Origin of the sequence: Fulvitalea axinellae (genome assembly GCF_036492835.1) — a bacterium.
Classification (GTDB): domain Bacteria; phylum Bacteroidota; class Bacteroidia; order Cytophagales; family Cyclobacteriaceae; genus Fulvitalea; species Fulvitalea axinellae.
Map to the genome: position 1 here is coordinate 201,929 of NZ_AP025318.1, position 20,350 is coordinate 222,278.

Consider the following 20,350-nt stretch of genomic DNA (forward strand, 5'->3'; position numbering starts at 1 on the left):
TGCGGAAACGCGTACCGCCAACACAAACTAAGGGCAATGATGAAGAGCATCAACGATTTTGGAAATGACAGCGTAGCGAGAGTAGAAGCCGCATTGGCCAAACTCAAAGAAGGAAAAGGCGTGTTGCTCGTCGATGACGAGGACAGGGAAAACGAAGGGGATATCATCTTCGCCGCCAGCAACATGGGCGTGGCCGACATGGCCCTTATGATTCGGGAATGCAGCGGGATCGTGTGTCTCTGCATCACGGACGAGCGCAGGACACAACTCGACCTGCAACCGATGGTAACCCACAACAACAGTAAAAACCAGACGGCCTTTACCGTTTCCATCGAGGCCAAAAAAGGCGTGACCACCGGCGTATCGGCGGCGGACAGGATCCAGACTATCCGCACCGCCATCGCGCCCGACGCCAAGCCTGAAGATCTCGCCCGCCCAGGGCACGTTTTCCCGCTAGCGGCCAAACCCGGCGGAGTATTCGAGCGACGCGGACACACCGAAGGCAGTATCGATTTGGCGAAATTGGCCGGACTTGGCGATACCGCCGTACTTTGTGAACTCACCAACGAAGACGGAACAATGGCTCGCCTTCCGGAGATTATCACCTTCGCCGACAAGCATGAGATGACGGTTGTTACCATTGAGGATATCGTTCGGTACAGGACGATAAAAGAGAAATAAAAAGGGAACTATTCTCCTTATGTTTTCCTGAAAAAGTCCGAAGACGCAAAACATGCAATCTTCGGGCTTTTTACTTTTCAAGCTTCCTCCAACCCGCATTAGCTGTTATTCACTTTATGAATTCGGGCCAAAATTTGCATAACTACCGAAAACGGCGAACTGAGAAATCCGACCATACAACGGAGCGTATAAGCAGACCTGATGTTCCAAAAAAGAAACAAAACGAAACCCGTCCAGAAATCGGCGAATACAAATAATGCCGCCTATCGCCAAGACTTCCGTCAGGAGGCCGTTTTGCAGGCGAAAATGGCCGGGGTGATTCGTGGCGAGGCTCCCATACAGCGTAAAATATACCTTGGCAACGCTCTGGAACCGGTGGCTACGATAGACGGCCTTCCAAAAGAAATCTGTCTTAAGATGTTGCAGTACGAATCCAAACGCGAAGAAATGACTGACGAGGATCGGGTTGTAGCGGTAAAGCTTCACCAATATTTTCACTTCGACATTCCTTTACGAATAGCCTCTGACACAAAATGGGAAGACCTTAAGAAAAGGTTCAATGACGAAGGGGTGCGAGGCAACGATTTGACCACCAATTTCAAACGTGGCGACCTTATTGTGGGTGCCGGTGGCCCAAGAGCAACGAAAAGCATTAAAGAAAGATTACCACAAACGGCGGATGATTACCTGACGGTTGAGGCATTTCTAAAACGCCTTAATGTGGACGAACTCAGAACCGATCCAAAAAAGTTCAAAACCAGAATCATAAATCTGGCCACCATGTTCGGGCGAAACGAAAAAGACCCGAACTTTCTCTACTCGGTTTCAGCATTGAATAGTATGTTGATGAAGTTCAGATCACCTAGCGCCAACGATGTAAGAAGAAACCTGATAAGCTCGCGCTTGGCCCGGCGTCACGTCCATTTTGACCTAGACGGAACCGACGACGCAGTCGTCATCAAAAAGCTACTGGAAGGCGACGACACTTATCTTCCACATGATATAAACGACGTACTGCACCTTTTGCATGACCAAAGGCTAGTTCGGGCCGTCGACGATCCTGAATCCCGGGTTCTATATTATCGGAACGGAAAACTGGCAAATGCTCCTTGGGTCGATAATCCCGACCTTTGGGAATTGGCGCAACCCGAAAACGTAGCCAAACACCAAGACAAACTGGCCCGACGCAAGGCCAAGTATAAAACGGCCTCGGAGGCATTCGAAGTGGTCGAATGGGGAGATCTTACCGAAGATGGTCTCATGCTGACCGACTACCAAGTCGGACGTCGGGCCATAATACTTTCCAGAGATCACCTCTCAGACTTCACCGACGAACAATTGGCCACGGGAGGCGGAGTTAATCGTGAATGTACGGCCGTAGAGGAAAAAGGCTGGCAAATGGACGACCATCGACTGATAGCCAAACAATTCGCCAGTAACCCGCAACATGAGGAGAGGATTTTCACTCGTCTAGAGCGTGTGGCCGACCTGATAACCCAAAAACGAGAATCGGAAGCAATGAGCGAGGCTTGGAGCCAGAAGAAGGAGAAAAAGCGAAGCGCGGCAAGCACCCGGGAGGTCGAACGCTTAAGAAAACAGATGGAAGAAAGCCAATTCGGGAACCCGCAACCCTTCGGCAAAGACAATGACGACGAACTTTGATCAACGGGAAACCTTTGCATCCGAAACGTTTTCCAAAAAATTGATTATCAAGTCCAACTCCTCTTGCGAAAGCGACCCGCCAAATGCCGGCATATACTCTCCTCCGTTCACTATCCTTATCGTCATTTCCTGCCTGTTTAACCTCCTGCTAACATTTGTAAGGTCCGGCCCCCTAAGTCCGCCTCTATCCCCTATTTTATGGCAATAAAGACAGCCTTTGTCGTAAAACAACCTCATTCCCTTCAACAGTTTTTTGTCCGAAGTATCCAAGGTAGAGGCCGGCAAAGGCTTAACGTCAAACACCGGCGACCACGGCGCTTTCATCCCCTCAATACTCAAAGCGATCACGATAGCGACGGTCATGGCCACTCCCAAAATCGCCCAAGGCCTGCGCAACGGATGCCGTTCGCCCTTATTGGACAAAAACGGAAGCGCCAACAGAAGGAATATCAATACGGGAGGCCCAAAAGCGATCACGTAACTTTCGATTTTGGGAGGCATAAGCGCAAACAGCGCGAATATCCAAGACAAGTACCAATCCGGCGCCGGGTTGGCGTTTATACTGGCGGGATCCGGCGGGCCAACCAACTTCGGGGCACCGATAAAATAGGCCGATAACGCAATAATACAGATTACGCAAAATCCGAAAACCATATCGCGCCAAGCGGCGTCGGGAAAGAAAGGGACTCCCTTTTTCTCCAACATCTTTTCGTACCAAACCCTATATTTTTTCGGATCAACCAACCTGCCTACTTTCGGAGGTTCGGAAATACCGTTTCGGAAAACCAGATAAACGTGAAAGGCCGTAAAACCGAAGAGCAAAGCCGGAACAATAAACACGTGGTAAGAATAAAACCTGCCCAACGTATAACCGCCCACGGTTTCTCCCCCAAGCAAAAAATAAGCGATCGCCTTGCCTATTACCGGTATACGCCCCAATTGCTCGGCGGCAACTACGGCGGACCAAACTCCCGTATCATCCCAACGGAGTAACTGTCCGGTAAAGCCCATCACAATGGTGAGCAACAGCAAAACGATGCCCGTAATCCACTGCAGCTCACGCGGAAACTTGTAGGCCGCCGTCAAAAACACACGGATCATATGCAGGCCCATCAGCAAGATCATTCCCGAAGCACCGAAATAATGGATGCCCCGAAGCCAAGCGCTCAAGGTATTTGCGGAAATAAGCACCAATGATTGATAAGCCGTATCCGAAGACGGCTGATACAATAGCGAAAGCCCAATACCGGTAACAACCTGAAGCATCAGACAAAACAAAGTGGCGCTACCGAAAACATACGACCACTTAGACCCCGGCGGAACCAAATGCTTCGCCAAGGGAACAACCAAAGCCGATATCCCCGACCGGTCGTCAATCCATTGCCATATTTTCCGTAATCGCTCCATTTTTTTATATCTGGAAAAGGATGGAAAGTAAAGAGTACATAGTAAAGCGTAAATAGACTAAATGGATTGGGCCGGTTTTGTCTAAACCCTAAGTTCCTGCCGAACAATACTCTTTACTATGTACTCTTTACGCTTTACTAAACTCATCCATCGGACAATGTCGTTATCGGGACACCGCCAGTTAATATCTCAACTTTTTCGCCACTCAATCTCACTTTGTATTTTGTCAGACCTTTGGGTGGTGGGCCTGCTGCCACTTCGCCGTTTTTGTAATACACCCCGCCGTGACAGGGACACAGAAACAGCTCCGAATCGGCGTCCCAGCGTACGGGACAGCCCAAATGGGCACAGTTAATCGCAAAGGCGGTAAAGCAATTTTCGCTATCGCGCCGGAGCCAGGAAGCCGTAAAGCCTATTCCTTTTTCCCAAGGGGCGGTTTCGCTGTCGCGAAATTTCACCAAAACGGTTTTTCCCAACTCAAAATCCGTAACACGGCCCACCGATCTCCATACGGGAACTTTTTTTGTCAGCCAAGGCTCCAACAAAGCGCCCAACACGGGAATCCCGATAATCAGGGCGGACAACCCTCCCAAAAAGAAAGTAAGCTTTTCGAGAAAGCCCCGCCTGTTCATTCCGGCTTTTCCTTTGCCACAAGATTCGCAATTTTGTTCCGTATCCTTATTCATTTCCGGATTCGTTGTACTCGTCTCTCAAATCGTTGATCCATCCGACCAAGCCGTAAAAGAACAATCCCAAACCGATCAGACTCATGACATACTGCGTCACAATTCCCCAGAATATCAAAGCCACGCCCATCGACAATACCAGCGGGTACCAAGTAGGTTTTGGCAGTTCCTGAGGGAAAGCTTTATGTTTTTCGGTTTCTTTTTCCATACTCCAAAGGTTTGAAATTATGCCACCGCTTTCTCTCTGTCTCCTTTTCTAAGCCAAGAGAAAAGAATACTCATCGATACCGACAGGTATATCAGACACCCCGGAACCCACATTATCAGCCCGGCGATCTGTTGGTCCGTCCTTGGCTGAATTTTCCAAACGTTTCTGACCAACACGCTCACTGGATCCGACGGGTCTGTACCCGTAAAGCCGGGATAAAGCAATTTCGGGGAAAACGCTATGGCGATTCCCAGCAGACTACAGCCGATACAGGCAGTCACCAAATACGCGACACAACGCAAAGGGTGCATAGCACGGATACTGCGCATTCCCAACACGGGAAAGTAGAACCAAATTCCGGCCAAAAGACTTAAAACCGCTACCCAAGCCTGAAAATCTATACTGGCATACTTTTCTGAAGAGACTTTGGCCACCACCTCCGGGACGTGCAATAGCCACATCACACACAGAAACAATGGCCAAGTGATCAGCGGCTTATATAAAAGCTTCTCCATTTTGATCTCGGCTGGAGTAATGTCATGCTTTGCCACACTCGCCCAAAACAAGGCGGGGATAACCATCAACACCAATACATGACGGACCATATGAGCGAAAAACAGATACTTTTTGGCCAAATATGACAATGGAGAAATCAACGCAAACACGGCCAATATCAAAGCAGCAAACAAAGCGAACCAATGCCAAAACCCGGTATGCATATTTCCGTAAGCTTTCCTGATCCAATACAGAAAGATCAACATCACGATGATCAACACAGCGGGGAAATTCCACTCCTCAAGCAACGCGTTCCATCCGTTCATAGCAAAGGCCTTAGGTACACAAAGAAAAACACGAAGACCCACACCGCATCCACAAAGTGCCAATACCACTCCGTAGCCAAAAAGGCCGAAAACGGCCCGTTACCCTTAAAGCTTCCCAACAAAACGAGCGTAAGGAATACGCTAAGGATTATCAGGCCAACAAAGACATGAAAACCGTGAAAACCCGTAAGCGTAAAGAACGCGCTCCCGAAAATATTCATGCTGATCTTTACGCCACGCTCATAAAGCATATAATATTCCGTAGCCTGCCCGGCCAAGAATATCGCTCCGAATACGATAGTCACGACTAACGCCCCTACCAACACTCCTCTCTTTTGTTTTCTTAAAGCCCAATTCGCCACGGTAATGGTACCGCTACTGGAAAAGAGAAAGATGGTAAAGATTCCCGTGCGTCTTATATCAAGATATTTCGCCGACTCCGCCCAATCATCCGTCAAGTTCCGGAAATAGACATAAGCCACAATCAAGGCCACAAAAAACAAGGCCTCGGAGGCGATAAAGAACTGCATCAACAAACGGGTTTGGCGATATTCCATGGCCTAATTCTTTTTGTCTTCTTCCCAATCCAACAATGCTCTCTCGGTCCGTACCGGCGACAGCTCGCCGAAGTTTTTCAAACTCGGCGGAGACGACGCGTGCCATTCCAAGGTCCAGGCTCCCCACGGATTTTTGTCCGCTTTCACCCCTTTTCTTAGGCTATGGAAAATATTCCAGATAAAGATCAACATAGCCACGCCCATCATCGCCGCGCCAACGGTAGAGATAAAGTTGAGAATCCCGTACCAAGGCAAATCCGGATAAGTGTAAACCCGCCGGGGCATGCCCATCATGCCCAATAAGTGCTGGAACAAAAATGTCATATTGAAGCCAAGCAGAAAGAGCCAGAAATGCCACTTGCCCAGACGCTCGGAGAGCATACGTCCGCTGATTTTGGGAAACCAATAATATATACCGGCGAATATTGTGAACAGCGTCCCGCCCAAGAAAACATAATGGATATGCGCCACCACAAAATACGTATCCGTCACTCGCCAGTCGATCGGCACGATGGCGAAGGCCACTCCACTCAATCCTCCAAGCGTAAAGTCAACGATAAACGCCAAAGCGAAGAGCATGGACGTGGAGAAATACACCGCTCCGCCCCACATCGTAGCTATCCAGTTCACTATTTTTATTCCGGTAGGAATTCCGATCAGCATACTGCCCGCCGCAAAGAAGGTGTTCACCGGGTTTCCCAAGCCCGCCGCAAACATATGGTGGGCCCAAACGCCAAACGACAACAAAGCGATAAACACCGTACTGCCCGCCAGCGTCCCGTATCCGTAAATCTTTTTTCTGCTGAAAACCGGAATGACTTCGGAGATAATCCCAAAACCCGGCAACGCAAGAATATACACCTCGGGGTGCCCAAAAGCCCAAAAGAAATGTTGCCAAAGCAAAGCCGATCCTCCGCTGGAAGGCAAAAAGAAATGCGCTCCCAATTGGCGGTCGATCAAAAGCATAAACAAACCGGCGTTGAGCAACGGAAAAGCGGCCAGGATAAGAAAACTGTTGATAAAAACCATCCAGACGAACAAAGGCAACCGGCCCAAGCCCATCCCTTTTACCCGCATGGTAACCGTAGTCACCACAAAATTAAGCGCCGCCCCAATACTGCCTATTCCCGTCACTATCAGGCCAATGCTATAATAATCCAAGCCATTGGAAAAAGAGTAGTTCTGTTCGCTCAAAGGCGCATAGCTAAACCAACCGGCGTCCGGCGCTCCGCCAGCCAAAAAGCTGAAATTTAGCAGGAAACCACCGAGTATAGTCACCCACAAGCTCATGGCGTTCAATCGGGGAAAGGCCATCTCGTTCGCACCAATCATCAACGGCAAGAAATAAGTGGCCAAACCGATCAGCGTAGGCATCAGCACCAAAAACACCATAGTAGTGCCGTGCATGGTAAAGAGTTGGTTATAAGCCTCCGGGCCAAGCAGATTAAGCTCCGGCCAAGCCAATTGCAAACGCATAAGCATAGCCTCCAAGCCACCTACCAAAAAGAAAAACAGTCCCGTCCACAGGTACATAATCCCCAACTGCTTGTGGTCCGTACTGGAAAGCCACTGCACCAGCCCATAAGTGGACCGCAAGGAAGGTAAAGGTACGCCCGGCTCGGGCACGTCGGCTCGGTCAGGTTTCATATTGTTTATTTTAAGGTGTACAGGTACGCCGCGATGGCGTCTATCTCCTTTTCTGTCATAATGAAATTAGGCATATGCGCTCCGGGCTTCATCCCTTGCGGATTCGCAATCCAAGCCCTCAGGTTCTCGAAATTATTCTCATACTTTCCGCCCAACAAAGTCTTGCGACTAGCCACATGCGTCAAATCCGGACCTACAGTAGCCACCGCTTTTGTTCCGCGGATAGCGTGGCAATTCCCGCAAACTTTCTCTTCGAAAAGAGCCTTCCCTTTCTCGGCTATAGCGGAACTTGGTGTCTTGGCCAACTCTTGTTGCGAGTTTATCCATTGCCCAAAATCTTGTGGAGAATGCGCCACCACCCTAATCCTCATCCAAGCGTGTTGCGCTCCGCAATATTCGTTGCAAGCGCCTTCGTAAACGCCGGGCTTGCGGGCCTGCATCCATATATAATTCGTTACGCCAGGCACCATATCCGCTTTTCGGCCCAAGGCCGGGACGTACCAGTCATGCACAACGTCAGCTGATTCCAGACGCACCCAAAGTCGTTTTCCGGTAGGAATATGCAGTTCGTTGGCAACCATCACCCACTCTTCCGGATAGCGGATTTCCCACCACCATTGGTGTCCCACAATCACAATATCCGCTTGCTGTCCCTTTTCGGGCTGGCGTTGGATATCCGTTACGGCCATAATCGTAAGCGCCAAGAAAAGCAGGATAATTCCCGAAGCCAGAAAGATAGTAGCCCGTTCCAGCCACTGCATTTTAGGTTCGGGTTTCAAAGCTTTGGTAAACTTCCTCACCCTGAATTTGAGGATAACATATACCGTAGCCCCCATCACCAACAGAAACACTATTCCCGCCGCCCAAAGGAAATGGTAGAACAAGCGGTTAAAGGTATCCGCATCTTCAGAAACACTCTGGAATATGTTATTCAATATCGTATTCATCGATACTCGCTCTCTCTTGCGAAAGGCAAGTCGCAAAAAAAGGCCCATTCTCTTTTCGTCACCGAAAGAAAATGGACCCAACTCTCTAAGCTTTCAAATAAAACCCTTTCTTCTACTCCTCTTCTGTCTCTCCTTCAGGAGCCACCGCAAATACCCGGAATTCAGCTATATTGGAATACTTCTGCCAATTTGATTCCCTGTACGCCCCATTAATCTGGATTTTAACATAACGAGCCTCTTTAAACTCGGAACAATAAAATTCCTTCCAGTCGGAACTATAAGATCCAGGCCAGATATATTTGGCCACTTTTGTCCAATTCTCACTGTCCAAGCTGACAAAGACATCCATGTCAGAAATATGGTCTTTGTACTGTGTCCTCGGCAAGTAACGGAATCCCATCACTTTAGAGGTCTGCTTCATGTCAATAGTAATGATATGCGGATAAACAAAAGAACTGTTCTGCCAGTCCGTTTGCCAAACTGTCCCTCCGTCGTCGTCAAACATTTTGCTTTCATGGTGTTTGGCTTCCTGACGCGTATAATCGGAATGCGCACTCCAGAAAGTCGGATCAAGCTCTATACGCTCATATGCGGCAGGATTACGAATCAATTCACTGTCTAGAGCGTACCCCATATTTTTCTTAACATTCATCAGGAACTCCTCATCGCCCACAACGTTTCCGAACAACCACATATGATCATGGGGAGTGAACACAAACCCTTCATAACTTGGCAGGTTATTCCTTTTTTGGTCATAATACCCCTGTATGATATCGACATCAGGGTAGGCTTTTTCCAACGAATCCAAGAAGAACAAATACTTTCCTATTCTCAATTCCTCCGGGTAGCCCATCTGCTGTTCTTCCGTCATGTTAACGGGATCGAACTCACGATAACGCTCATCCGCTTTGGCTTTGTCAATATAGCTTTGAACTTTGTCTCGGGCACCGCTTACGCCCAGGCGTTCCAACACTTTATAGGCGGCATACATACCAAAAGCATTATCCCCAAAGGGCTCGTTATTGGGCAAAGACCAGACACCGTGCACCAACTCCGCCAAGCGGTAGCGCATTTCTTCCTCATTTTCATAATAGGCTCCTACGGTAAGCATATTTTCTCCGAAAAGGCTACTGTTGATCCCCGTAGGCAATACATTAATCTTTACGGCTCCCTCTTTTGCTTTAGGCACTCCCGTCCAAGCTTCCATTTCAGGAGCTATTTCTCCGAACAACGTACTGATATTCTTAGCCTTCTCAAATTGGAAGTTATTAACCGAAAGCTTACTTCCATCATTTTCGATCTCAATTTCAGGAGCTATAGACGGTCTAAATTTATCTGAACTGGCAAATCCCTGTTTGTTAACGGAAATCTTGCCCAACAAATCCTGATAAAATTGGTAGTTGGCCTCAACCTTCTCGTTACCAAACAAGTCAATGCCCGACGCAAACACTTTACCTTCACCAAAATCCCTAACCGCACAGACAGGCATCCCCCCGGCCTCAAGCAACACTTCCCAGTCCCCTTCTGTCAACTCCAAGGCATAGCCATTATTAAACGAACGAAGGTTTTTGCCTTCAAGTGATCCCGGGGTTAATTCCGATGCGTAACTAAAACCGAAACGGGAAGCCAGTTCGTTCGCCGAAGCCTTTGACTCCATTCCGTCTCCCATACCAAATATGGCCAGCGCTCCGCCATTCTCCAATTGCGTAAAGTAGGAGAGAATGTCTTCGTCACTATATGAGTTTCCATTATCGACATTCACAAACACGTTTAACACACTCACCGTTGAGAGGCTTGATTTTAACCTTTCCGGTACGGCAATAGAATGCGAAACGCTCTGCTGGCTTCCAAAATCAATAAATTCACTAAAAACGGAGCCTTCTTGGCCCATCAAGTTTGGAGTCCAGTATTGAGACAGGTCGTTCATTACGTGAACACCCGTTTTTGTTGTCACCTCAGTTTCTGGCACAACGTATATATCATCCTCTTGATCACAGGAAAAAATGGTTCCCGCCAGGATCAAGGTTCCTAGTAAAAGTCTATTCTTCATACGATTTGACTCAAAAATTCCGACAAAATTTTGAATAGATAGTTTCCGAAAAGTAGTGATAGCGGAAACGGAATTAGTCCCGTTTCCGCAGTGAGCCAAGGTAAGCCTTTTGCTCGCCTCGCTTAGGTTTCTTTGCCTATGAACCTATTGCTACTCCGTATGTAACGCTTTATGTATTGCCAATACTAAAACCATATCACTAAGTTCCCCGGAAACGTTAGCCTACTTTGCGACAACCCATCCGTCGGGTCCGCCACAATCCGCTCCGCCTGACCTGTAGTGCGCACCGTCGCTGGAAGTGGGGTCACCTATCACCACATTCTGGCCCTCAAACACGACACAAGAGCTTGTCTTCATGTTTATTACGGAGCCTCTTTTACCTGCCCTGTTGTTTTCGAATATGCAGTTTCTTATTCTGGGTTTACCCACTAATTCCAGCGCTCCAGCTTCGTCTCCAGCTTCATTGTCCTTGAATACGCACTCGTTAAAGAATGGACTGTTATCATCCACACTGATCTTATAAGCACTGCATAGAAATACTCCTGCCCTTTTTGTAGAATAATTTCCTTCGAACAAGCACCGCGTAAATACGGCTTTATTCTTCAGCAGGTACCCTGCGGCGCCATACTGTCCTTGATTATCAAGAATATCACAATCTGTAAAGTGCGGAGAGCCCGACAGAATATAAAGTACACCTTTGCGGGCCTTTCCGTTTTTAATCACAAATCGCTCGACCTTACATTCGTCATTCAGATTCGACGCCGACATTTTGAATGTAGCCGTCCCTTCTTTTCCAGCGTCCGGAGCCAATCCCTCGGCATTAATCACAGTCTTAAGATTTTCAGGACGTTCCTCCATTGTATTTTCCGTCCCGGCAAAACCTCCATAAAGGTCCACGCCCTTTTTCAACTCAAGCTGAAACTCTTTATAATCCCCCGTGGCGGCTACCCATATCTTAACGCCTTCCTTGGCTTCGCCCATAGCTTCCCCAATGCTATTAAAAGCAGAATCCCAAGAAGCCCCCGTTCCTCCGTCAGGAGCAAGCAGGTTTACGTAAATCGTTGAGTTGGTCACAAAAGACTTAATCTCGCCTGACCCAGACGCAAATTCGTTCTGAACCACTACATAGTAGCGGTATTCTTGGTCAGGGGCAAGGTTTTCGGCCCATGCCGTAAATACACCGCCTTCGCTAAGTATAAAGTTTCCGTCCGTATCTTTCTCTGGCGAAAAGAAGCTCTGCCTTTCGGGCGAACCTTTTGGCCAACATACTATCGTGATTTCCGGATTGTCACTTCCACCGTCACTAATCAATTTGCCACTCAATAACGCTCGATTAAAAGTTACGGATTCGTGAGTCAAAGTCTCAGCGGAAGGCTCGCTCACGGTAGAAGATATCAAGGTGGAAAACGAAATCGGGTCGCCGTCTTGCCGGGCATCCTGATCCTCAACGGCAAACGTATAGGCATAATCAAAGTAGGATTTCAAGTCTTCAAGGTGAACGGAAAACTTCTCGCCGTCTAAAAATGACTTTCCTTCCTCAAGTTCAATCGAGGCTTTTTTGCGAGTGTTCATATCCCCTTGCTCCCAATAATAAAAGCTGACATCCTTTATGCCCGTCTCACCAACGTTAAGGATCTCGCCGTTCAGCGTGGCCTCGTTTTCGCCGATCTCCGTCGCCGTCAAAGTGGATACTTTCAGGCGCTCAACCGCCGGAGGAGTCTCAAACCCCGGCTCGTCTTCGTTGCAAGCCACAAACACAGTCATTGCGGCCAACAACATAAAAAGATATTTTTTCATAGATACCATTTTTTAAAACGTCCTGTTTTACTCTTTTCCCAAAAAGTTCATATTGAAATCCAGATACCAATTATCCGGATTGATCAATTCGGTATACACTTCTTGAGCCTTGGCTTGATCCGTAAATTTTTGAGCCACGCGTTTGGCCAGCATCATCGGGTTATTCGATCGAGAGGCAAAACGCACAAGCGTATTCCATCGACGGCCCTCAAAAGCGAACTCCCGGGCGTTTTCCTCCAACAGAATTTCTTCCACCGCTTCCAGTTTATTCAGCAAATGCGGAGCGTCCTTCAGTCCCGTATATTCCAAAAGGTCAATCGATTCCAAGTTGATACGCTTACGGATACCGTCCGCCTCGGGCTGGCCCGGGATTCCGGTGTTGATTGTCGCCATGGCGTCATCGTGCAGATTCATCCTGTTTACTGCCTCAGCGTACATCAGGTGCAAGTCAGCGGCGCGGTAGATACAAAATGGCGCTTCGCTCACAATCTCACTGCTTAGCGACATATTATCTTTATCCATCACGTACTTGCGGACAAAGTATGACAGCTTCCCGCCGATTGTGGAAAAACCTACGGAACCTCGCTCCCTTCGAAAATCCTCATCATTGTCATGGACATCCTCCCAAGCGCTGATCGCCTGAGCCGTTGGTTTAAGCAAATAATCACCAGCTATGCCGTATAAGAAGAGCTTAGCGAATCCGTTAGACTGTCCGCCAGTTCTCTTGAAAGGCACTATCGACACATGTTCGGCGTATGCGGCGCTAGTCTCTGTTGTTGGTACCGCATTCCATATTCTTTCCCATGAGCTTCCTCCTGTCCGGTTGCTGCACTTAAAGAAGTCCGAATCCTCTCCTCCTCCGTCGGTTACTATCGCCTCCAGGAAATACCCAGAAGCCGTGGAGTAATTTCCGGTCAAAAGGTGTAGCTCGCCCAACAAGGCGTTTCTGTTTATATTAAACCTATCCCAAGCAAAATCATCCGAATCCCCTCTCCAATGAAGTTTAGGAGCGTCTTTAACAGCTTCCATCTCTTGGACAAGCCAAGCCAAAAGTTTTGTCCGTTCGATCATTTCTGGTTCAAAACTCTCCCCATAACCTGTCAATGGATCCAGAATAAGCGGCACTGACTTATAAGTCTGGGCTAATTGTAGGTATGTCCACGCCCTTAAGCTCTTGGCTTCAGCCAAGTACACCTCCATAATCTCTTCCGTAAAGTCGGCGTCGACAAGGGCCTTATCAACATTAGCTATGATATCGTTACATGCGAGGATCACGTCATAAAACACCCTAGGGTTCGCGTACACGTTGTTTTTCCCTATACGATGTTCGTCGATCTCGATCAGATCCCCGTTATAATTGTCGGTAACCGTAAGCAAATCCGCGCGGAGATCCCCCAACACGACGACCTCCTCTACCAAATCCTGTAATTCGGCATAAGCGCCGATCATAGCGCTACGAACCTTTTCATTGGATGTCCAATGTTTGTCTTCCTCAAGGATCGTATCCTGATCCGGATCAAAATAATCGGAGCAAGATCCCAAGCCTAAAGAGCCCAAAAGCAAAAGGCAAATCCAGAGTCTTGTAAATGTTCTCATATCCGTATTGTGTTAGCACCGCCCAAGTTCAATATCAAGAGCGGTGCGATATTTCACTAAAACCTAGATTAGATGCCAAGTTTGAATCCCGCCATCAAGCTACGCGTCACCGGTACGCGTCCGTAATCGGCGCCCATACCGGCTCCGCCAACAACCGCCGAAACATCAGGCGAGAATCCAAGATATTTGGTGTATGTAAACAGGTTATGCCCCGTTACATGTATATCCAGACTGCGGATTATCTTGATGTTCTTCAAAGGCACGCTATAGTTGAGGCTAATATTGCGCAGTCTTACGAAGGTTCCGTCCTCGATCCAGCGGTCAGAAAAACGGCCGTTACCCATTGGGTCGCCATAAACCGCTTTCGGCATATCGGTAATATTTCCCTCCGCTTTCCATCTATTCTCCACCGCCGAACTCTGGTTCCGGTAAGTGTCCATAGATTCCAGATTGTTCCTTACATGGTTATAGATGTCATGCCCAGTGGCAAAATCAAACATGATATTGGCACGCAAACGTCCATAACGCAGACGTGTAACGAATGAGCCAGAAACGTCCGGATTCGGGTCTCCGATAATCTGCTTGTCGGCGGCGTTAATCACTCCGTTTCCGTCCAAATCATCGAATATCATATCACCTGCGCCGAACGGATTGCCATCTTCGTTAACCAAAGGTTTTCCTTCAAGTCCCGCCGCATTTGCCTGCTCGGTAGTGCTGAATACCCCTTTAGTTTTATGTCCGTAAAAAACGTTCACCGGCTCGCCCACTTTCATAATGCGCTCGCCTCCTTCAATCGGCGTGATTATACCTCCGTTAACCAATGACTCCTGACCAGCCGTGGCCGGCAAAGACAACAACTCGTTTTTGTAATGAGAAAGGACAAGTCCAAATTCCAACCCGAAACGATTACCCCTTATGGCTTTCACATCCAAGGCCATTTCGAGGCCCTTGTTAGAAAGGCTACCGCCGTTCCTTACATAAATGGACTCACCGTAATAAGAGGGAAGCAAACTGTACCCCAAAAGGTCATTCACCTCATTATCAAAATAGTCCAGTGATAGTTTGGCTACGCCATCAAAGACCGAAAGATCCAATCCGACATTCACGTGCGTTGTCTCTTCCCAGCGCAAATTAGGATTCGGGATACCGCCCCGAACAAGTCCGGAACCGGTATAGTAGGACGTAGACTCGTAATAAAACAGCGAGTTCACGTTACCTATATCATCGTTTCCTGAAACTCCGTAACTGGCCCTTAGCTTCAGGTCATCAATTGACTGAATTTGGGCCATAAACGGTTCCGCCGAAATCCGCCAAGCACCCGCTAGCGAATAGAACAAACCGAAGCGGTAATCCTCATCGAAACGAGAGTTCCCGTCTACGGTAGCGTTCGCCGCCAATATATATTTGTTCAGGTAAGTGTAATGAGCGGCGGCCTCAAAGCTCATCGTATTCCAAACACCACCCGAAGGACGGATATATCTCAAAGACTTATCCCCTTTACCCATTTTGACAAACACGTCAGAAGCGGAATTGGCGTCAATCGCAAAATACTCGTCGTAATCGTTTTGCTTTCCTCTAACGCCTACACGCCCGCTAAGGTGATGCTTACGGCCGAAACTACGGTTAACATTTAGGCCTCCGGCAAAATAAGTGCTGTAATACGCCCGCTCCATATGGCCGATGACGTTACGAGCTTGCCCATCTTGCTGCGATACAACTCCTACATCCGGCGTAAAAGAATCTTCACTGTATTTTAGCAAGTCAAAACCCGTATTGAAATAAATATCCAAGCCTTTCGAAAGATCAATAGTACCGTTGACACCAGCTATGGTTCTAAATGTCTCGCTATCTCCCAAAGAATTATCAATCAAAGCCTTAGGATTACTCACATTAAACATCCCGGTTTCCGCGTAATGGGGTAAACGGTAGCCGTCCTCACTAATTTTGTAAGGACTCATCATCGGGGATTTGTACAACGAGGCTAAAATTGGATTACTCACTTCCGAGTCCCCTTGATCCCTATTAAACCCAAGACTTCTGGAAAACAGCAAAGTGGGCTTCACGGTAAGTCTCGACAGCAACTTCATCTTGGCGTTCAACCCGAAGTCAAAACGCTCGTAACTTGTGTTCTTGATAATCCCGTCATTACTCGTGTACCCTGCGGTGGCAGCATAATTTGAGATAGCGTCACCGCCTCTTACATAAGCCGAATAGTTCTGGATAAACCCGCGTTGCTGAGTCCAGTCCTGCCAATCAGTGTCCGAAGCGTAACGGTAGTGTTCCTCCCCTTCCGCTTCTCCAACCATAAAAGGAGAGTACGTCTTGATAAATTCATAATCATGCCCTTGCCCACGCATCTGCTCTAGGGTAAGGTTTTTATGCTCCGCAGCATTAAGCAACGGCATTTTGCGAGGTTTAAACTGCACCCCAAAATTCGCCTCTACTCCCACACGGGTCTCCGTAGCTGTCGAGCTGGCGGTTTCGATAATTATAACCCCGTTTGCGCCTAATGAACCGTACAGAGAGGCAGCACCGTCCTTAATCACGGTCACACGATCGATATTCTCCACCTTCAAGGTGGAAAGAGGGTCCAAGTCCACGCCTCCCGTCACGCTATAGTCAGCGAAGCGGTTCTCAAAAATCACCCCATCGACTACAACCAAAGGCCGGGTGTTTGCGGACAACGAGGAGATACCCCGAATATTCATATTGGAACCGTACCCCGAAGCCCCTGAACGGGCACTGCTATACATGCCCGGGACCAAACCGCTCAGGGCGTCGGACAGGGTGATATACCCTTTTCCGGAAAAATCCTCAGGCCTTAAGACTGTCGCCGCATATGGCAAATCCTTGGGTATCACATAGCCGTTTTTCCATACGGCCGGGTCCATATCCGAGACACTTGATTCGTCCAAAAGACTGACATCCAACGTAGTCCTTCCATTCAGATAAACCAATCTGGTCTTGAAGCCCACATAACTCATCTGCAAAGCCGCCAACCTAGGGTCGACTTCCAGAGAATATCGGCCTAAACTATCCGTCTGCGCCGTCTTGCCGGAAACTCCGTATACACTTACCTGCACATCACTCAATGGCTGTCCATTGCGGGCATCCGTCACTACACCCCGCACAGGAACTTGCCCCTGAGCGACAGATACGTGACAAAACACCAGCAAAAGCATGGACAAGCACATCGCCGTGCGCAGCGCTTTATATTTATGCTTTATATGATCCATATATTTTCTTTTTAATTGGGCCAAATGCGAATACGCATGCCCAAATGCCAAAAAACAGCGTGCCTAATTATTGAGCAACACGTTATATTCCGACACGGGAACAAAAGTGATTTTGTCAAAAGAAAGGCCGTATGTGCCTTCCACGCTATTGTTGGGTTCCAAGGTTGTAAAACTAACCTCATGGTCTCCGTAAGACGATAGCTGGACATAACCGATAAAGTGGTTTCCCCAGTTGCCCCAAGGCCTATAGTCATCTGCTATTAGCTCACCGTCCACTGACACGTTCAGCACACTGGTAGAAGACGAAAGCGGACTCCACATAAGCCTGTAAGTACCGGCCATTAGGCTATCACAGGTATAAGTAACCGTGAACGGCTCGTTCGCCTCGATATCAACGGCAACGTTTTGTCCCTGATGGGTCTCGCCGAGCTCATACTCTTCAATATCGATCTCAAACTCGCCTGCTTCGCCCTCAGTATATGTGTCTACTCCCATAAGGTTGGAGGCCAATAGACCAAGGGATTTCCACTGGTACAGATAACCGTTACTTTGTATAGTGTATGGTCCGGCGTCCTCTTCGTTGACCTCTACCAGGTAACCGCTTGTCATTACCATATAATTGTCAATGGCCTTTTCAGCTGTGGTTATATCATCCTCTTTGTACCAAACCGTCGAAGTCATGATCGCCTCAAGCACTTTGTCTTCCTTGGTAAGTCCCTTTTTGTCTTTTTCAACATAAAAGGCTTCAGGAACATTGTCCGCACTTTCATAATAGCGCTTTACTATACGGTCGAAAGAGGCCTGTATCGCATCATCGCTAAGCATAAGGCAAGAGACTGTGGAGTCCTCGTGCGAAATATCGGCCACCCCGGAAAGAAAACTGCTTTTTTCTACCCAAGCAGAATCGTAAATCGGACGCCCGAACCTGTCGGCGCCAACCTCTACGCTGTTTTCCCGGTCAAATACCAACTCAAAACGGTTCACCCGCTCTCTGTATTTCGAATAATCGTCCCCTACTACGCCAATCTCCTCATACAGGTTCCTGATCGGCATTTGCATATTCTCCAAAACATGTACAACACCATTGGAACAAACAATATCGGATTCAGCTAAAGAAGCGGAACGGTTAATCCTTAGACCTTCGTCGGTATAACTGAAGCGAAAGTTTTTGCCCATCAGGCTTTTCATAAAAGCGAAGCCTTTTGTCGGAACGTTTCTCTTGTACATCGGCGTATTCGCCACATGGTAGCGAATCACGTTACGGATCGAATCTTCCGAGAACCCTTCGAAAGAGGGAATATTCCCGTTACGAACAGCCATCACGGTACCTGACGCACTGTTTTTCAATGTTTCCAACAGCTCAAAACGCTCCAGTAGCGTCACAAAATCACTATATTCAGGTTTGCTGAGAATATAGTCGGCCGTGGTACCGTCATGTACGAATGGTTGTTTGTCCTCAAAATGCTCCTCGAATTCGCTGTCACACGAAGTCCAAACCGCAACGGCGAAAAAAGCGAGGATATATAAAAGTCCTTTTTTCATATTGATAAAATTTTCCAAATACAATCCCCTAATTGTCAACCGGTCTATAGGTAAGGCAACCTATTATGAAACGTCCTGGCCGGAAATCCTCGAAAGTGATCTTGTGGACCCCATTCTCTTCGAAAGTGAACTTGCCTAGGCTACTATTACCGCCACGCGGATCCACTATATTTCCTTCCTCTCCGTCCACGGTAGTCAGGTAAGCTCCCGTACCCGACCAAGTTTGGCCTGTCAAGGTTATCTCATAAGTGCCTTTTATCAAAGGAACAGTCTCATACGTAAATTTTCCGGTAAACTTTGAAAATACAAGGAAACCATTGCCACCGTCACAACTTCCTTGCGAGTGCCAATACGCTTGGGTCCAACCGCCTTCCCCTGTCCATCGGGCTACGTCTTTGGTATAGAAATTACGGTCTTGGTTATTCCTACTTTTGTATTTTTCCAATTCCGGCTGGTCCAATATTTTATCGACTACGGTAACGGGCTTAGGTTCCATTACCTTCAGAAAATCGACAACTTCGTGAATCACGCCGTTCTTGGCCTGAATATTCATTTTCTCCGAAGACACAAAGCCATTAGCGCTCTCGAATTCCCCGAATTCATTGAACACAGGATTTATCTGAAACTCATGGTCGGCGTTGATACTCATAAACTGGTTATTCACCGTCGAGTACATGCCTGTTCTGATTTCCGAAGAATAATACTGTTCATTAATGAAATGGTATCCGATATAGCGATTCAGGGCATTGTCCGGGCTCGTATAGTCTCCGTCATCAGCGCTTCCCACCAATGTTGCCAACTCTTCTACCGATCCAATTCCCTGAGACTCATAAAACTCGTCAGACTCAACCAATGCCGTAAACCGCAAGCGACGGCCTTCATCATTATAAAACATGTTAAGCTTCTCTGTCCAACCCGTCAATACCATAGCGTTGTAGAAAATGCTATAACCTTCGCTTTCCTCGATTTTCTTCGATACGCTTTTGGTAATCGGCGTAAGCACCTTGTCGATAGTATGGGCCACGCCGTTGGAGCATACAATATCCCGTTCGGTTATAGTGGCGCTCTTGTCGATAAGAAGGTTGTTTACGCCCCCGTCACGGAAATCAACCGTGGCCAAGTTTCCCGCAAACGTGGAATCCTCGAAAATTCCCGGCTTCATGATATCCGTCGGATATTCACCTGTAAGGAAATGTGTAGCCACAACCAGACGCACGTATTCCTTTTCCAGTGAATTTATATCCTTGCCTTCTAGAAACTCGGCTACCGCTTCGTTGTCCGGCAAGAAACCCGTAAAGGTACCCGTAGCGTTCAGCATTCCGTAAAGGCCGCTAATATCCATAAGCTTCCCAAACTCTGAATACTGGTCCGGGTTAGCGCTGATAAACTCGACGAGAGTCATCGTTTCGCTCGTCATAAACTGCTCGGTGGCATCGTCGTCACACGCCTGCAACACCCACAAGGGCAACAGCAGGAGTATAAACCTTAAATTAATGTTTTTCATCTCACTACT

General features: G+C 47.8%; 15 protein-coding genes. 2 read left to right on the forward strand and 13 right to left on the reverse strand.

Annotated elements, in window-relative coordinates:
* The first annotated feature begins 39 nt into the window (after window positions 1–39).
* Both ribB and AABK39_RS24010 read left to right on the forward strand, forming a co-directional pair.
* Window positions 40–681: a 3,4-dihydroxy-2-butanone-4-phosphate synthase gene (gene ribB / locus AABK39_RS24005; protein ID WP_338395742.1), complete on the forward strand. Its 642-nt coding sequence runs from the start codon at window positions 40–42 to the stop codon at window positions 679–681.
* 201 nt (window positions 682–882) lie between these two features.
* The gene (locus AABK39_RS24010) at window positions 883–2,343 is read left to right on the forward strand and encodes a hypothetical protein (RefSeq protein WP_338395555.1); all 1,461 of its coding nucleotides are present in this window, start codon (window positions 883–885) and stop codon (window positions 2,341–2,343) included.
* Here AABK39_RS24010 and AABK39_RS24015 read toward each other — a convergent pair whose 3' ends face one another.
* From AABK39_RS24015 to AABK39_RS24075, 13 genes are all read right to left on the reverse strand, one after another.
* Entirely contained in the window at window positions 2,344–3,750 is a 1,407-nt protein-coding gene (locus tag AABK39_RS24015; RefSeq protein ID WP_338395556.1) for a cytochrome b N-terminal domain-containing protein, read from the reverse strand.
* 143 nt (window positions 3,751–3,893) lie between these two features.
* Complete coding sequence (locus tag AABK39_RS24020) at window positions 3,894–4,436, reverse strand: QcrA and Rieske domain-containing protein (protein ID WP_338395557.1); 543 nt, start codon at window positions 4,434–4,436, stop codon at window positions 3,894–3,896.
* A complete protein-coding gene (gene ctaF / locus AABK39_RS24025; RefSeq protein ID WP_338395558.1) occupies window positions 4,429–4,644 on the reverse strand; it encodes an aa3-type cytochrome oxidase subunit IV in 216 nt (71 codons plus the stop codon). Before ctaF ends, AABK39_RS24020 begins: the two co-directional genes overlap by 8 nt.
* 17 nt (window positions 4,645–4,661) lie before the next feature.
* Window positions 4,662–5,465: a cytochrome c oxidase assembly protein gene (locus AABK39_RS24030; protein WP_338395559.1), complete on the reverse strand. Its 804-nt coding sequence runs from the start codon at window positions 5,463–5,465 to the stop codon at window positions 4,662–4,664.
* Window positions 5,462–6,022, reverse strand: a complete 561-nt coding sequence (locus AABK39_RS24035; protein ID WP_338395560.1) for a cytochrome c oxidase subunit 3 — start codon at window positions 6,020–6,022, stop codon at window positions 5,462–5,464. The genes AABK39_RS24030 and AABK39_RS24035 overlap by 4 nt, the downstream gene beginning before the upstream one ends.
* Before the next feature lie 3 nt (window positions 6,023–6,025).
* A complete protein-coding gene (gene ctaD / locus AABK39_RS24040) occupies window positions 6,026–7,669 on the reverse strand; it encodes a cytochrome c oxidase subunit I (protein WP_338395561.1) in 1,644 nt (547 codons plus the stop codon).
* A gap of 5 nt (window positions 7,670–7,674) precedes the next feature.
* Window positions 7,675–8,616: a cytochrome c oxidase subunit II gene (gene coxB, locus AABK39_RS24045; RefSeq protein ID WP_338395562.1), complete on the reverse strand. Its 942-nt coding sequence runs from the start codon at window positions 8,614–8,616 to the stop codon at window positions 7,675–7,677.
* 112 nt (window positions 8,617–8,728) lie between these two features.
* Complete coding sequence (locus AABK39_RS24050) at window positions 8,729–10,666, reverse strand: discoidin domain-containing protein (RefSeq protein ID WP_338395563.1); 1,938 nt, start codon at window positions 10,664–10,666, stop codon at window positions 8,729–8,731.
* Between the two features lie 222 nt (window positions 10,667–10,888).
* Window positions 10,889–12,463, reverse strand: a complete 1,575-nt coding sequence (locus AABK39_RS24055; RefSeq protein WP_338395564.1) for a hypothetical protein — start codon at window positions 12,461–12,463, stop codon at window positions 10,889–10,891.
* Between the two features lie 27 nt (window positions 12,464–12,490).
* Window positions 12,491–14,059 carry a RagB/SusD family nutrient uptake outer membrane protein gene (locus AABK39_RS24060; protein ID WP_338395565.1) on the reverse strand — a complete coding sequence of 523 codons (1,569 nt, stop codon included), beginning with the start codon at window positions 14,057–14,059 and terminating at the stop codon, window positions 12,491–12,493.
* A gap of 68 nt (window positions 14,060–14,127) precedes the next feature.
* Complete coding sequence (locus AABK39_RS24065; RefSeq protein ID WP_338395566.1) at window positions 14,128–17,295, reverse strand: SusC/RagA family TonB-linked outer membrane protein; 3,168 nt, start codon at window positions 17,293–17,295, stop codon at window positions 14,128–14,130.
* 63 nt (window positions 17,296–17,358) lie between these two features.
* Window positions 17,359–18,837, reverse strand: a complete 1,479-nt coding sequence (locus AABK39_RS24070; RefSeq protein WP_338395567.1) for a fasciclin domain-containing protein — start codon at window positions 18,835–18,837, stop codon at window positions 17,359–17,361.
* 28 nt (window positions 18,838–18,865) lie between these two features.
* Window positions 18,866–20,341, reverse strand: a complete 1,476-nt coding sequence (locus AABK39_RS24075; protein WP_338395568.1) for a fasciclin domain-containing protein — start codon at window positions 20,339–20,341, stop codon at window positions 18,866–18,868.
* Window positions 20,342–20,350: the final 9 nt, after the last annotated feature.